This window comes from Nocardia implantans, from assembly GCF_035544775.1.
In the GTDB taxonomy this organism is placed as follows: Bacteria; Actinomycetota; Actinomycetes; order Mycobacteriales; family Mycobacteriaceae; genus Nocardia; species Nocardia implantans.
Map to the genome: position 1 here is coordinate 697,802 of NZ_JAYKYQ010000001.1, position 15,748 is coordinate 713,549.

General features: G+C 68.2%; 11 protein-coding genes. All 11 read left to right on the top strand.

All coding sequences use genetic code 11. The features are described from left to right. The first annotated feature begins 179 nt into the window (after window positions 1-179). The 11 genes from glf (at window position 180) to U3653_RS03165 (ending at window position 15,719) form a co-directional block, all read left to right on the top strand. On the top strand, window positions 180-1,406 hold the full coding sequence (gene glf, locus U3653_RS03115) for a UDP-galactopyranose mutase (RefSeq protein WP_195079689.1): 1,227 nt from the start codon (window positions 180-182) through the stop codon (window positions 1,404-1,406). A 7-nt stretch (window positions 1,407-1,413) separates the two neighbouring features. Continuing rightward, on the top strand, window positions 1,414-3,348 hold the full coding sequence (locus tag U3653_RS03120; protein ID WP_195079690.1) for a glycosyltransferase: 1,935 nt from the start codon (window positions 1,414-1,416) through the stop codon (window positions 3,346-3,348). A gap of 74 nt (window positions 3,349-3,422) precedes the next feature. Then, window positions 3,423-3,983, top strand: coding sequence for a phosphatase PAP2 family protein (locus U3653_RS03125; protein ID WP_195079886.1), 561 nt, complete (start codon window positions 3,423-3,425; stop codon window positions 3,981-3,983). A 1-nt stretch (window position 3,984) separates the two neighbouring features. After that, window positions 3,985-4,911: a decaprenyl-phosphate phosphoribosyltransferase gene (locus U3653_RS03130; RefSeq protein WP_195079691.1), complete on the top strand. Its 927-nt coding sequence runs from the start codon at window positions 3,985-3,987 to the stop codon at window positions 4,909-4,911. Window positions 4,912-4,915: 4 nt separating this feature from the next. Next, window positions 4,916-6,796 carry an arabinofuranosyltransferase AftB family protein gene (locus U3653_RS03135; protein WP_323124362.1) on the top strand — a complete coding sequence of 627 codons (1,881 nt, stop codon included), beginning with the start codon at window positions 4,916-4,918 and terminating at the stop codon, window positions 6,794-6,796. Between the two features lie 229 nt (window positions 6,797-7,025). Then, window positions 7,026-8,093 carry an alpha/beta hydrolase gene (locus U3653_RS03140; protein WP_244891850.1) on the top strand — a complete coding sequence of 356 codons (1,068 nt, stop codon included), beginning with the start codon at window positions 7,026-7,028 and terminating at the stop codon, window positions 8,091-8,093. 306 nt (window positions 8,094-8,399) lie between these two features. Continuing rightward, the gene (locus U3653_RS03145; protein ID WP_195079692.1) at window positions 8,400-9,461 is read left to right on the top strand and encodes an alpha/beta hydrolase; all 1,062 of its coding nucleotides are present in this window, start codon (window positions 8,400-8,402) and stop codon (window positions 9,459-9,461) included. An 886-nt stretch (window positions 9,462-10,347) separates the two neighbouring features. Continuing rightward, window positions 10,348-11,388 carry an alpha/beta hydrolase gene (locus tag U3653_RS03150; RefSeq protein ID WP_323124363.1) on the top strand — a complete coding sequence of 347 codons (1,041 nt, stop codon included), beginning with the start codon at window positions 10,348-10,350 and terminating at the stop codon, window positions 11,386-11,388. A 221-nt stretch (window positions 11,389-11,609) separates the two neighbouring features. After that, complete coding sequence (locus tag U3653_RS03155; protein WP_195079693.1) at window positions 11,610-13,409, top strand: alpha/beta hydrolase-fold protein; 1,800 nt, start codon at window positions 11,610-11,612, stop codon at window positions 13,407-13,409. A gap of 832 nt (window positions 13,410-14,241) precedes the next feature. Continuing rightward, entirely contained in the window at window positions 14,242-14,736 is a 495-nt protein-coding gene (locus U3653_RS03160) for a DUF732 domain-containing protein (protein ID WP_323124451.1), read from the top strand. Beyond that, entirely contained in the window at window positions 14,727-15,719 is a 993-nt protein-coding gene (locus U3653_RS03165) for a cutinase family protein (protein ID WP_397069718.1), read from the top strand. Before U3653_RS03160 ends, U3653_RS03165 begins: the two co-directional genes overlap by 10 nt. The last annotated feature ends 29 nt before the right edge of the window (window positions 15,720-15,748 follow it).

Here is a 15,748-nt window from a genome sequence, read left to right on the forward strand (position 1 = left end):
GCGCGATCATTCGGCGGCGGCAGTAAACCACCGGTCGGTTGCCAGGGAACCGCATTCCGGCAAACATCCGGCGAAATTGCCAGGTCAGGAAGGTGAAACCGGGTGCGCCCAGCGGTGCGGCTCAGCACAGTCGCGACTCCACCGGGACACGGCGGGGACTTCCGATACTCTGGGCTCCCGTGACCGTCGCATCGTCCCCGGGTACCTCCGTCCATTCCGCCTCACAGTTCGATCTGATCGTCGTCGGCTCCGGATTCTTCGGGCTGACGGTTGCCGAACGCGCCGCCACCGTGCTGGGTAAACGGGTTCTGGTGATCGAACGGCGCCACCACATCGGTGGCAACGCCTACTCCGAGCCGGATCCGGAAACCGGGATCGAGATCCACAAGTACGGCGCGCACCTTTTCCACACGTCGAACAAGCGGGTGTGGGACTACGTCACCCAGTTCACCGAGTTCACCGGTTACCAGCACCGTGTCTTCGCGATGCACAAGGGGCAGGCTTACCAGTTCCCGATGGGGCTGGGCCTGGTCTCCCAGTTCTTCGGCCGCTACTTCTCGCCGGAAGAGGCGCGGGCGCTGATCGCGGAGCAGGCCTCGGAGATCGAGACCAAGGACGCGCAGAATCTCGAGGAGAAGGCCATCTCGCTGATCGGCCGTCCGCTCTACGAGGCGTTCGTGCGCGACTACACGGCCAAGCAGTGGCAGACCGACCCGAAGGAGCTGCCTGCGGGCAACATCACCCGCCTGCCGGTGCGCTACACCTTCGACAACCGCTACTTCAACGACACCTACGAGGGCCTGCCCCGCGAGGGCTACACGAAGTGGCTGGAGAACATGGCCGCCTCCGACCTGATCGAGGTGCGCCTGAACACCGACTGGTTCGAGGTGCGCGAGCAGGTGCGCGCCGAGAACCCGGACGCCCCGGTCGTCTACACCGGCCCGCTGGACCGTTACTTCGACTATCGCGAAGGCGAACTGGGCTGGCGCACCATCGATTTCGAGACCGAGGTGCTGCCGGTCGGCGACTTCCAGGGCACCTCGGTGATGAACTACAACGACGCGGACGTGCCCTACACCCGCATCATCGAGCCGCGCCACTTCCACCCCGAGCGCGACTACCCCACCGACAAGACGGTCATCATGCGGGAGTACTCCCGGTTCGCCCAGACCGGCGACGAGCCGTACTACCCGATCAACACACCGGAAGACCGGGCGAAACTGCTGGCCTACCGTGAGCTGGCCAAGCAGGAGACCGCCGCGGCGAAGGTCGTCTTCGGCGGACGTCTCGGCACCTATCAGTACCTGGATATGCACATGGCGATCGGCAGTGCGCTGAGCATGTTCGACAACGTGCTGCGCCCGCATCTGGCGGACGGCGCGCCGCTGGTCGACCAGGAGGCGTAGGAGCGCGATGACCTCCCAATCCATTCTGGAAGACATGACCACCGAGACCCGCGCGAAGTCGCTGCTGCAGCGCATCATCCTGCCCCGGCCGGGTGAGCCGCTGGACGTGCGCACGCTCTACGTCGAGGAATCGGCGACCAACGCCAGGCGCGCGCACGCCACCACCCGTACCTCGCTGTCGATCGGCGCGGAGTCCGAGGTCTCCTTCTGCACCTACTTCAACGCGCTGCCCGCGAGCTACTGGCGGCGCTGGAGCATCCTGTCGTCGGTGGTGTTGCGGCTGGAACTGGCCGGGCACGGCCGGGTGGACGTGTACCGCTCCAAGGCCGACGGCTCGCGAATCCACGTGCAGGGCAAGGAATTCGCGGTCGCGTCCGGCGCCGACTCGGTGGTCGTCGAATTCGAGACCGATCTCGGCCCGTTCGAGGACGGCGGCTGGATCTGGTTCGACATCACCACCGACACGGCGGTCACGCTGCTGTCCGGCGGCTGGTACGCGCCGGTCGACGCGCCCGGCGATGGCAGCATCGCGGTCGGCATGCCCACCTTCAACCGGCCCACCGACGCGGTGAAGACCCTCGCCGCCCTCGGCTCTGACCCGCTGGTGCTGGAGAAGATCCAGGCCGTCATCATCCCCGACCAGGGCACGAAGAAGGTCGTCGACGAACCCGGCTTCGCCGAATCGGCGGCCGCGCTCGGGGATCGCCTGTCCATCCACGACCAGCCCAACCTCGGCGGGTCCGGCGGCTACAGCCGGGTGATGTACGAGGCGCTGAAGACCACCGACGCCGAATACATCGTCTACATGGACGACGACATCGAGATCGAGCCCGACTCGATCCTGCGCGCGCTGGCCTTCGCCCGCTTCGCGAAGTCGCCGGTGCTGGTCGGCGGCCAGATGCTCAATCTGCAGGAGCGCTCGCACCTGCACGTCATGGGCGAGGTGGTCGATCGCGGCATCTTCATGTGGACCGCGGCGCCGAACGTCGAGTACGACCACGACTTCTCGAAGTACCCGCTCAAGGACCGGGACAACTCCAAGCTGCTGCACCGGCGCATCGACGTCGACTTCAACGGTTGGTGGACCTGCGTCATCCCGCGGCGTGTCGCCGAGGAGCTCGGCCAGCCCCTTCCGCTGTTCCTGAAGTGGGACGACGCGGAGTACGGCTTGCGCGCCCGCGCGGCCGGGTACCCGACCGTCACCCTGCCCGGCGCGGCGGTGTGGCACATGGCCTGGAGCGACAAGGACGACGCCATCGACTGGCAGGCGTACTTCCACCTGCGCAATCGCCTGGTCGTCGCCTCGCTGCACCTGCCGGGCAACGGGCGCGGCATGGTCGTCAACACGATCAAGGCGACGCTGAAGCATCTGCTGTGCCTGGAGTACTCGACGGTCGCGATCCAGAACCTCGCCATCCGCGACTTCCTCGCAGGCCCGGAGCGGCTGTTCCAGCTGCTGCCCAGCGCGCTGGGCGCGGTGCACGAGCTGCGCAAGCAGTACCCGGACGCGGTGATCCTGCCCTCGTCCACCGAACTGCCGCTGGCCAGCCACATCGACGTCGGTACGGTCGGCGAGCCGGCCAATCCGATCGCCAAGGTGGTCCGGCTGGCCAAGGGCGTGGTGCACAACTTCCGCCCCGCGCGCACCGAGCACCACGAGACCCCGCAGCTGAACGTGCCGACGCTGGACGCGCGCTGGTTCCTGCTCTCGCAGGTCGACGGCGTCACCGTCACCACGGCCGACGGCCGCGGCGTCGTCTACCGCAAGCGCGACCCGCGCCAGGCGCTCGGCCTGTTCAAGGAGGCCATGCGCCTGCGCAAGGAGCTGGCCGCCCGCTTCCCGGAGATGCAGCAGCGCTACCGCGCCGCCCACCCGCAGCTGACCAGCACCGCGGCCTGGGAGAAGGTCTTCGGCATCGACACGAAGGATGGGCAGCAGTGAGTCTCGGAGCGAGTGCCGCCGACGACGCGGCGGTGCAGCCGCCGCCACCCAGCGCCAACGGCCACGGCGGTCCGGTGTCCGCGCACCCGCCCGCGGCCGGGCAGACGCCGCCGGAGGTCGCGATCATCAACGCCGTGCAGGCCACCCTGGGCAGCAAACCCGCGGTGGTGTCCGCGGCGCGGGGCCTGTCGCACTTCGGCGAGCACGCGCTCGGCTGGGTCGGCATCGCCGCCGCGGGCTGGCTGGTGGACAAGCCGCGGCGCAGGCAGTGGGCCGGGGTCGCCGTCGGCGCCGTCGGCGCGCACGCGGCCTCGATCGTCATCAAGCGCGTCGTCCGCCGCCCGCGGCCGAACGACCCGTCGGTGCAGGTCAACGTGGGGACGCCCAGCAAACTCAGTTTCCCGTCCTCGCACGCGACCTCGACGACGGCAGCGGCCGTGTTGCTCGGCAGATTGACCGGGCTACCCTTGCCTGCGGTGCTCGTCCCCCCGATGCTGCTTTCGCGGGTGGTCCTCGGGGTGCACTACCCCACCGACGTGCTCGCCGGTTCCGCGCTCGGCGCCGCGTCCGCCGCCGCCCTGCTCGCCGCCGAAAAGAGACTCGACAGTGACCGCACAAGAAAGAGCCTTCGTTGACATGAGTGAAGAGCCGACCGGCGCCGACCTGGCCGAGGCGGTAGTCAAGGGCCCGCCCAAGACGCTGGCCGGCGGTCTGTTCAAGGCAGTCCGTCCGCGGCAGTGGGTCAAGAACGTCTTGGTGCTAGCCGCGCCGCTGGCCGCGGGCACGGCCACCGACGTCGATGTGCTCTCGCACGTCGGCATCGCCTTCGTGATGTTCTGCATGGCCGCCTCGGGCATCTACCTGGTGAACGACGCGCTCGACGTGGAGGCCGACCGGGCGCACCCGACCAAGCGTTTCCGGCCGATCGCAGCAGGCGTCGTCCCGGTGAACCTGGCCTACCTGCTGTCGGCGACGCTGCTGGCCGGGTCGATCGCGGGATCGTTCCTCGCGTCGTGGCAGCTCGCCGTGGTGATGGCGGTCTACATCGGCATCCAGCTGGCCTACTGCTTCGGGCTCAAACACCAGGCCGTGCTCGACATCTGCATCGTGTCCTCCGGCTTCCTGCTGCGCGCCGTGGCCGGCGGCGCGGCGGCCGACATCGAGCTGTCGCAGTGGTTCCTGCTCATCATGGCCTTCGGCTCGCTGTTCATGGCGGCGGGCAAGCGCTACGCGGAGCTGCAGATCGCGCTCGGCACCGGCGCCAAGATCCGCAAGTCGCTGGAGTACTACACGCCCACCTACCTGCGCTTCATCTGGACGCTGGCCGCGACGGCGGTGGTGGTGTTCTACGGGCTGTGGGCGTTCCAGCAGGACGGCATCAAGGACACCAACTGGTTCGCGATCTCGATGATCCCGTTTACCATCGCCATCCTGCGTTACGCGGTGGACGTCGATGGGGGCGAGGCCGGGGAGCCGGAAGAGATCGCGCTGGGGGACCGCGTCCTGCAGCTGCTCGCAATCGCCTGGATCGGAGCGGTAGGTGTCGCTGTCTATCTCACCTGACGAGATGCTGGTAGCGGAGCGGTCCCCGCGTCTGTCCAAAGCCACGTTCGTCGGTGGGATCACGCTCACCGTTGTTCTTTTCGCGGTCGGGGGCTGGCAGCGGCGGTGGATCGCCGACGACGGTCTCATCGTGTTGCGCACGGTGCGCAACCTGCTCGCGGGCAACGGCCCCGTCTTCAACCGAGGCGAGCGCGTCGAAACCAACACCAGCACCGCGTGGACCTATCTGGTCTGGTTCTTCAGCTGGCTGACCCAAGCGCGGCTCGAGTACGTGGTGCTCGGCGTCGCGCTCACGGTGTCGCTGGCCGCGGTCGTGTTCGCCATGCTCGGCTCGGCCCGGTTGTGGGGCGGGACCAGCACCGGGTTGTTGCTGCCCGCGGGCGTGCTGGTCTACATCGCGCTGCCCCCGGCCCGCGACTACGCCACCTCCGGCCTGGAGAGCGGCCTGGTGATCTGCTGGATCGGCCTGCTGTGGTGGCAGCTGATGCGCTGGAGTCAGGCCGCATCGGTGCGCCTGCCCGGCCTGCTCGGACTGGTCTTCCTCGCCGGGCTGGCCCCGCTGATCCGTCCCGAGATGACCCTGGTCGGCGCGCTCGCGCTGCTGATGATCTTCTGCGCCCCCATGCCCGAGAGCAGGCTGCGGCCGCTCGTGCTGCGCGCGGTGATCGTCGCGGTGGCCGGACTGGTGCCGCTGGGCTACCAGATCTGGCGGATGGGCTACTACGGCCTGCCCTACCCGAACACCGCCGTCGCGAAGGACGCGGGCGGCGCCAAGTGGGGCCAGGGCTTCACCTACCTGTGGGATCTCGTCGGCCCCTACTTCCTGTGGGCGCCGCTGCTGGTGCTGCTGATCGCCGGCGTACTCGCCGCGCGCACGGGGGTGGCCACGACGGCCCGTGACGGAGAGGCGCGCGGCTGGTCGATCGGCCGGATTCAGGAGTGGCTGCGCTCACCCGGCGCGGTGGTCGCTTTGGTCTTGTTCAGCGGATTCATCCTGACTGTCTACGCGCTTCGGGTCGGCGGCGACTTCATGCACGGCCGGATGCTGCTGCCCCAGCTGTTCCTGTTCCTGCTCCCGGTCGCGGTCCTGCCGATCCGGGCTCCCGAGGGCGGTGTGCGCGCGGCCACCGCCGCCGATTGGTCCTTGGCGGCGCTCGCCGTGGCATTCGCCGGCGTCGCGGGCTGGGCGTTGTTCGCGGCCAACACCACCGCGATCAAGACCGGCACCAAGATCACCTCCACCGGCATCGTCGACGAGCGCGTGTACTACGTGCTCAACACCGGGCACGACCACCCGATCCTGGCCGAGGACTACTTGGATTACCCGCGCATCCGCGCGATGGTCGACGACATCACCAACACCCCGAACGGCGGGCTGCTGCTCAATTCGCCGTCGTTCATGTTCTGGTACGTCGCGCCGCCGCCCCAGCCGATTCCGGCCGGTGGCGCCGGGCACACGGTCTACTTCCTGAATCTCGGGATGACCAGCATGAACGTTCCGCTGGACGTGCCCGTGATCGATCCGATGGGACTGGCCTACCCGCTGGCAGCGCACACCGACCGGCTCACCGACGGTCGGATCGGGCACGACAAGAGCCTGTACCCGGACTGGGTCGTCGTCGACACCGGCATGGTGGACAAGAAGCCGTGGATGCCCTGGTACCTGGACGAGAAGTGGGTCACCCAGGCGCGGACGGCGATGTCGTGCCCCGACACCCAGGCGCTGCTGATCTCCTACCGCGATCCGCTCACCTTCGAGCGTTTCCGGCACAACCTGCGCAACGCGCTGCGATTCGCGAAGTACCGCATCGACCGGGTGCCGAAGTACGAGATCCAGCGGTGCGGACTGGAAGATCCTTTCCCGCAGCTGGTCGCGCAGCGCTGATCCCGTGAATCACACTGGGCCCACCTGGCACGGTGGGCCCAGTGGTCTCATTTTCCGAGGTAGATAAAGTGGCGTACGCCGCTTTATCTCTTTTTGGTAACGCCACCGTGTCGATACCGATATACGCTACGACCGTATGCCCGGCCTGGCGTCCACCGGTCGTGGGCATGGGCGGGTTACCGTGTGGACGGCTTGCCGCTGTCGCTGTGCAAACGAAAGGTTGAAACTGATGCGAGGCGTGATCGGGCGTCGTCTTAATTCTCGAAGAGCAGGTTCTTGGCTCAAGCGGTCCATGCTGGTATCGCTGGCCGTTCTGCTACCGCTCGGGGTGTCGGTGGCAGGCCCTGCCGCCCCGGCGTCCGCCGCGTTCAATCCGGATGGTTTCGACTTCTGGGTCGATTCCGAAATGGGGCCGATCAAGTCCCGCATCTTCCGCGCCGCCGACGGCAACACCGGCCGGGTGGTGTACGCGCTGGACGGCATGCGGGCGCGCACCGACCTGAGCGGCTGGGAGATCGACACCGAGGTCGCGCGCGAGCTGACCAAGTGGAACATCAACGTCGTCATGCCGGTCGGCGGGCAGTCCAGCTTCTACGCGGACTGGAACGGCCCGAGCGACTTCTTCGGCCTCGGCAGCGCGGGCTCGTCCTCCACCGGTTCGGCGAACTCCGGCTCCGGCCTGCTGACCGGTTCCGCGGGCGGGCCGGGCAAGACCAGCACCTACAAGTGGGAAACCTTCCTCACCAACAACCTTCGCTGGGCGCTGCGCGACCGCCTCGGGTTCAACCCGAACGGCAACGGCGTCTTCGGCCTTTCCATGGGCGGCAGCGCCGCGCTCACCTTGGCGGCCTACCACCCCGACCAGTTCCGTTACGCCGGTTCGTACTCCGGGTACCTGAACATCTCCGCGCCGGGCATGCGTGAGGCGTTGCGCGTGGCGATGCTCGACGCGGGCGGCTACAACATCGACGCGATGGCGCCGCCGTGGGGCCCGCAGTGGCTGCGGATGGATCCGTTCGTGTTCGCGCCGCGCCTGAAGGCGAACAACACCCGCCTGTGGGTCTCCGCCGGTAGCGGCCTGCCGAGCGGGGCGGACGGCATCAGCTTCAACACGCTCAACGCGATGGGCTTGGAGGCGCTGGCCCTGGCCAACACCCGCGCGTTCCAGGTCAGGATGCTCACCCTGGGCGCGAACAATGTCACCTACGACTTCCCCGCCGTGGGTGTGCACAACTGGAACTACTGGGCCGACGAGGTCTACCGCATGATCCCGGATCTGTCCGCGAACATCGGGTAGTAGTCCCGCCACAGCGAGAAAGGCCGCTTCGCGCCATCGGCGCGGAGCGGCCTTTCGCCGTTCAACCGGTCGTCCGCGGGGTACTTAGGCAACGAATATGAAGAGAAAACGGCTTCGGTAGTTGTGGTCTGGATCACCATCCAGCAACATGAAGGCATTCGTCTCCAATTGATACCCGAACAGCATGCGCCAAGGTCGATTCGTCCGTTTCTGCGGTGGGCGTCGCGCCTCGGTGCTCGATGTGGGCCCGGTGGAGATCGCTAGAAGTTTGCCAATGCCAGGCCGCCCGAGGGAAAGGTCGATGTGATGCGTAGTGCGCGCGGGAAGCGCGGGTCCCTGAGGTCCCGAACAGCGGGTTCGTGGTTGCGGCGGTCCGCCCTCGGCATCGCCGCGGCGATGCTGCTGCCGCTCGGGGCGACCATCGCGGGCACCGGCGCCACGGCATCCGCGGCGTTCGATCCCGCGGCCTTCGATTTCTGGGTCGATTCCGGCATGGGTCCGATCAAGTCCCGGATCCTGCGTGCCGCCGACGGCAACACCAACCGCGTCGTCTACGTGCTGGACGGCATGCGCGCGCCGGAGACGCTGAACGGCTGGGAGATCGAGACCAACATCCCGCAGGTGCTGGCGAGTCAGAACATCAACGTGGTCATGCCGGTCGGCGGCATGTCCAGCTTCTACGCCGACTGGATCGCGCCGAGCGAGTTCTTCGGCATCCCGGCGGGCTCCGGCTCCAGCACCGGCTCCGGCGGGCTGGACGGGTTCGCGGGCGGGCCCGGCAAGAGCTACCGGTACCAGTGGGAGACCTTCCTGACCAACAACCTGCGCTGGGCGCTGCGCGACCGGCTCGGCTTCAACCCCAACCGCAACGGCGCCTTCGGCCTGTCGATGGGCGGCAGCGCGGCGCTCACCCTGGCGGCCTACCACCCGGACCAGTTCAGCTTCGCGGGCTCGTTCTCCGGCTACCTGAACAACTCCGCGCCGGGCATGCGCGAGGCGATCCGCGCCGCCATGCTGGACGCGGGCGGCTACAACGTCGACGCGATGGCCCCGCCGTGGAGCCCGCAGTGGCTGCGGATGGACCCCTTCGTCTTCGCGCCCAACCTGATCCGCAACGGCACCCGCCTGTGGATCGCCGCGGCCAGCGGCCTGCCCGCGGCCAGCGACCCGCCGAGCTTCAACACCCTCACCGGCATGGGGCTGGAGGCCCTCGCGCTGGCCAACACCCGCGCGTTCCAGGTCCGGATGGCGACCCTGGGCGGCGGCAACGCCGTCTACTCGTTCCCGCCGTTCGGCATCCACGCCTGGAACAACTGGGCCGACGAGGCGATGCGAATGATCCCGGATATGTCGGCCAACATCGGCTGAGTTGTTTGGCGGCGCCTGCGGCGCCGCGTGTTCGCGGCCCCCTTTTGGCTCGCGTCAGAGCGGACGAGACTCGCGCCTGCGGCGCATGCGCTTCGTCCGCTCTGACGCGAGCCGGGCCGCGAACGGTGCTCGTAAGACTCGCACTCGAGGGGGTTCAGGGGGTGGGGATCTTGCGCTTTGTGGTTGCGCCCGGGGCTGGCGGGGGCATTTTGTTTGCCTTTTGTGAGGTTGTGTTGCTGGGCGGTAGTGGTTTTGCCTGCCGTCGAGGTTGGAGGAATGTAGGGGGCTCAGCTGCCGAGCGTGGGGGAGTGAGGGGTGGGCAGTTAGGGAGCCGTGGGGTGAGCTTCGGGGTTCTGGGCAGCCGCAGTCATGTTTGCTATGTGATAGCTGTTGCTTGGTTATGGCTGTTCGGAATTGTTTGCCCGCTAGCGTCTCGATGGCTATCACGGCAGATATCGCTCCCGATCACGGTGTGGTCACTGGCCGATCGGGCTCTCCTTCTGCCGGTAGCCCGTGTTGGCTGCCCGTCGGGGCGGGTGACAGGTGTCTGGATTGCGTAGATCTCGGATCGGTGACAGTTCCCGCCAGGAGCGCGAATATTCTTGCGATCCAACACGACATCACCGGGAGAACGCGATAAGGTCACCGCATCATTACCTTGCGCGAACGGACGGATTTCGGCCAGTGGAAAGACCCGGATCTTGCTAAAGCGAGAGGCGTCGAATATCGTCCAGCGAGCGCAAGTGTGACCAGATCGTTGTAGCGCCGTCATGGGGATCGGATTGTCGGGACCATGTCCGTGACGCGCGTCTCGTTGGCAACACGGGTGCCGCTTCGCCCCTCGGGCGGCGAGTGGCACCACAACAGCAGAAAGAGAGCAGGATTCATGCGTTTCGGCAGGGCCGCCGCGCCGAAGAGAACACCGTCGGGACGGCGAGGCGCACCTCGCGGTTGGCGTAATCGAATTCTGGCTGTCGGTGCCGCCGCGCTGGCGCTACCGATCGCCGCAGGTCTGGCAACCCCGACCGTCGCCGCGGCGGCGCCGTCGGCGTACGCGCCGGTGTTGCGGTCGCCCGCGGGCGGCTACGAGGACCTGATGGTCCCCTCCAGCATGGGCCCGATCAAGGTCCAGGTGCAGTGGGCATCGCGCGGCGGCAACGCGGCGCTGTACCTGCTCGACGGCCTGCGCGCCCGCGACGACCGCAACGCCTGGTCGTTCGAGACCAACGCGATGCAGCAGTTCGCCAACGACAACATCACCCTGGTGATGCCGGTCGGCGGTCAGTCCAGCTTCTACACCGACTGGTACGCGCCGTCGAACACCAACGGTCAGAAGACCACCTACAAGTGGGAGACCTTCCTCACCAAGGAACTGCCCGCCTTCCTCGAGGGCTACGGCGTCTCCCGCACCAACAACGCGGTCGTCGGCCTGTCCATGGGCGGCAGCGCGGCGCTGGCGCTCGCGGCCTACCACCGCGACCAGTTCAAGTTCGCCGCCTCCTACTCGGGCTACCTGAACATCTCCGCGCCGGGTATGCGCGAGGCGATCCGCATCGCGATGCTGGACGCGGGCCGCTTCAACGTCGACGCGATGGCCGCGCCGTGGAGCCCGCAGTGGCTGCGGATGGACCCGTTCGTCTTCGCGCCGCAGCTGCGCGGCCTGCCGATGTACATCTCGGCCGCAAGCGGCCTGCCGGGCCAGTTCGACCAGCCGAACTCGGCGGTCGGCGTGTTCAACACCGGCAACGCGATGGCGCTGGAAGCCCTCTCGCTGGTGAACACCCGCGCGTTCCAGGCCCGCCTGAACTCGCTGGGTATCCCCGCGCGGTTCGATTTCCCTGCCGCGGGCACGCACTCCTGGAAGTACTGGGAGGGCCAGCTGTTCGCCTCGCGCAACATGATCCTGGACGCCACCGGCTCCTGGTGATCTGATCCGCCTCTCGCATTCAGGCCGCACCGATTCGGTGCGGCCTGAATTGCGTTCGGGGGCAGTCTCGATCGCATCGCAGCGAACATAGTTTGCTGTACAGCGCGTGTCTCCCGTAAACGTCGCTATAACGGGAGTACAAAGCTCTTGTGGCAGGGATTACGCGCGGTAGCTGTGGCATACGCGGGCGTCTCGTCGCTCGTTCGGCACGCGAGCGGCTCATGCTGCTCGCCGCCGCGATGGTGGTCCCGCTAGCCGCGAGCGTGCCCGTCGACGCTCCCGCCGTCGCGGAGCCCACCGCTGCCGTGGCCGCGCCCGCCCTGGAGCGGGTCCAGTGGCTCAGCGACCGCCGCGTCGCGCTGTGGGTGACCTCGCCCGCGATGGGGGTGCCGATCCAGGTCCAGTTGTTGCTGGCGAGGGACTGGAACGCCCGTCCCGAGGCCAGGTTCCCCGTCCTGTTCCTGCTCGACGGTCTGCGTGCGACCGACGACGAGAACGGCTGGACGAAAGAGGCGGGGGCGGTCGATTTCTTCGCCGACAAGAACGTCACCGTGGTGCTGCCGGTGGGCGGACAGTCCAGTTTCTACGCCGATTGGCTCCAGCCGGACAACGGCCGCACCTACAAGTGGGAGACCTTCCTGACGAAAGAGCTTCCGCCGCTGCTGGAAAGCCATTGGCGCGCGACGCCGGTGCGCGGCGTGGAAGGTCTCTCCATGGGTGGCACGGCCGCGATGTTCCTCGCCGCCCGCAATCCGGGCTTCGTCCGGCACGCCGCGTCCTACTCCGGGTTCCTGACCACGACGACGCTGGGCATGCCGCAGGCCATCGAGTTCGCCATGCGCGACGCGGGCGGTTTCGACTCCGCCGCCATGTGGGGCCCGCAGACCGGGCCGGAATGGGAGGCGCACGACCCGTACGTGCTGGCCGACAAGTTGCGGGGCATCAGCATCTACGTCTCCAGCGGCAGCGGCGCGATCGGTCCCTACGACCGCGCTCTCGGCATTCCGGGCGTGAGCACCAACGTCGCGGGCATGGGCTTGGAGATCCTCTCCCGGCTCACCTCGCAGAACTTCGTGACCAAACTGTCCAAGCTGGCCATTCCGGCGCAGGTGAACTATCGCCCGTCCGGCACCCATTCCTGGCCGTATTGGGATTTCGAGATGCGCCAGTCCTGGAGTCAGGCCGCCTCCGCGCTCGGCGTCGACCCGGGCAAGCCCGCGTGTCAGCCGGGTGGCGCGATCGGTCCGGTGGCCGCCGCGGCGGGCTGGCTGGGTGAATGCGTCACCGAGGAGTACGCGGTGGCAGGAGGCACCGCCCAGGACTTCAAGGGCGGCCGGGTGTTCTTCACGCCGGACAGGGGCGCCTACCCGGTCGGCGGCGTCTTCGGGCCGGGATACCAGGCGGCGGGCGGGCCCGCCGGACCGCTCGGCCTGCCGACGGGCGAGGAACGCGCGCTGGAGGACGGCCGCGGCCGGTTCCAGCCCTTCCAGCACGGCTCGCTGTACTGGACACCGCAGACCGGCGCTCAAATGGTCCGCGGCGCGATCCTGGACGAGTGGGGCAAGCAGGGATTCGAGCGCGGCCCCGCCGGCTACCCGACAGCGCCGGAGGCGAAGACGCCGAGTCGCGACGGCGCCGTGCAAGCTTTCGAGAACGGTCCGTTCTACTACAGCCAGGCCACCGGCGTGCATCGCGTCCAAGGGCTGATCCTCGGCAAGTACGCCCAGCTGGGCTTCGAGAACAGCCCCCTCGGCTTCCCGGTCGCCGAGGAGCAGACGGTGAAGGACGCGGGCCGCTTCAGCCGTTTCGAAGGCGGCGCCATCTACTGGAGCCCGGTCTCCGGCGCATGGGCGGTCCGCAACGGCCCGATCCTGGACGCCTGGCGCGACGCCGGCTACGAGAACGGCAAACTCGGCTTCCCCACCGGCGACGAGTTCCCCATCTCCGACGGCGTGCAACAGAACTTCCAGGGCGGTTTCATCACACTGCGCGATGGCAAAACAGAAGTCCACGCCCTTTGAGCACGACCGATGCGCCGACTGCGAATGGTGAGGTGCCGCCGGTACCAAGACCTCGGCCCAACTCCCGGAGCCGAGCAGGCGGGACGGAATCTCGGCTCGGTCGATGCTGTAGTCGGGCCTCGGCGGTGTGGTCCTCAGCGCGCCACGATTCCCTCATGGTCTGCGCCCGCGCATCGAGACCGTGCGCCGCTGCGGACACCCGCACGTCGGCCGAGCCCCCGATTTCGGTGGTGGCGAGACTTGGCCTGCCGCCGATTGCGGCCCACTCGCGGCCGATCAATCGCTGCGCCGCGGCCTCACGCGCACGAGGCCCGAGCCAGAAGAACACCGACGCGACCAGCTCCCCTCAACCCCATCTCCCGGGCGAAGTGGGAACGAGCATCGACCACGAACAAACGGTGTCAGGCGCCGGAAATCCAACACTGCCCGGCGCGCATCGAGGTGGTGCGACGACGCCGATACCGACACGTCGGGCCCAGCCCTCGACTTCGAGCGAAGCGAGAACGCGCGCCGTTCGCGATGCGGGCGGCATCGCGCGCCCGAGGTCCGAGCCGGAACGTTGACGCGCCCAGCGCACCGCAACCACGTCTTTCGAGCGAAGCGAGACCGAGCATGCGCCGTTCGCGGCCCGGCTCGCGTCCGAGTGGCCGCCGCGTCCGCGACGAAGTCGCCAGCGGCGGTCGCTCGGGCGCGAGCCACAAGGGGGCCGCGAACACCGCCGCGCGAAGGCGAGGCAAATTCAACACCGCTAGCCTGGTGGGCGACCCGACCCCGCTCAGTGACAGATCGAGGACAAGAATTCATGCATCGGACCACGGGAAAGGTAGTCGGCGTGGTTGTGGCGATCGCCGCGACCGGCCTGCTCGCCGCGTGCGGCGACAATGATTCGACCGCCACGAGCACGCCATCGCCTACCCGCACCACGACGACGGCGGCGACCAGCTCGCCGGTCGCTTCGACACCCGCCGAGACCGGGCAGCCCGCTCCCGCGCCGGAGCAGCCGACGACGTCGGTGCCGCCCGAGCGTCCGCAGCCGGTGCCGACCGAGGCCGTCCCGCCCGCTGACACCTCGAAGCTCACCGACAAGGACAAGAAGTTCCTCGACGAGCTGGCCAAGCAGGGTGTCACCCCGTCGAGCCCGGACATCGCGCTGAGCATCGGCGCGTACGTCTGCCAGGGCACCGCCGCGGGCGCGTCCGACCAGGATCTGATGACCTTCGTCAACGCCATGGCAGGTTCCGATCCCTCCTTCGACCCGGCGAAGATGCCGGTGGAGAAGGCCGGGCAGATCTACATCTCCACCGCTCGCGCCACGTACTGCCAGTGAGTTCGCGCGTCCGTTCGACCTCCCGCCGGTCCAAGCCGGCGGGATGTCTGCTCGTGATCGGCGCCGTCCTGCTGATCGTCCTGGTGGTCCTGCTGCTGTGGTATCTGCTGGCGGGGCGTCTGCGCCCGCCCGGCCCGGGGCCGAAACCGCCGGAACGGCCGACCTCGCAGCCCGCGAGTTGCCCGGACGTGCAGATGATCTCGGTGCCCGGAACCTGGGAGTCCAACAGCGCCGACGATCCGCACAACCCGACCGCCAACCCGGTGTCGCTGATGCTCAACGTCTCCGGCCCGATCGCCCAGCGGTTCCCGAGCGAGCGGGTGGACGTCTACACCGTTCCGTACGTCGCGCAGTTCTCCAATCCGATCGCGATCCCGCCGGACGGCCAGCAGTCCTACAACAACAGCCGCTCCGAGGGCACCCAGCGGATGGTCGAAGCCATGGCCGCGCGTCATCAGGAGTGCCCGCTGACCACCTATGTGCTCGCGGGGTTCTCCCAGGGCGCGGTGATCGCGGGTGACGTGGCCGCGCAGATCGGCGCGGGCGCCGGTCCGGTGCCCGCCGATCTGGTGCTCGGCGTGACATTGATCGCCGACGGACGCCGCACGGGCGAGGACGGCCCCGGCCAGGCGATCCAGATCGGCACCCCGCCGGCGGGCGTCGGTGCCGAAGTCGCGCTGAAGGGGTTGAACGTGCCCGGCATCACGATGACCGGCCCCCGTCAAGGGGGCTTCGGCGCACTGGCCGACCGCACCTACACCATGTGCGCGCCCGGCGATCTGATCTGCGACGCGCCCCGCGAGGCATTGAGTCCGTTCAACATCCTGGGCAGTGTGAACACGCTGGTCCGGGCCGCGGGCAACCCGGTGCACACCCTCTACAACAGTTACGTCGTCGACGGTGACGGCACCACCGCGACGCAGTGGACGCTGAACTGGGCGGCGGGCCTCATCGAGGCAGCGCCGCATCCGGCCCATTCGTGAAAATTCACAGCCCGTGAGATACCCCGCAC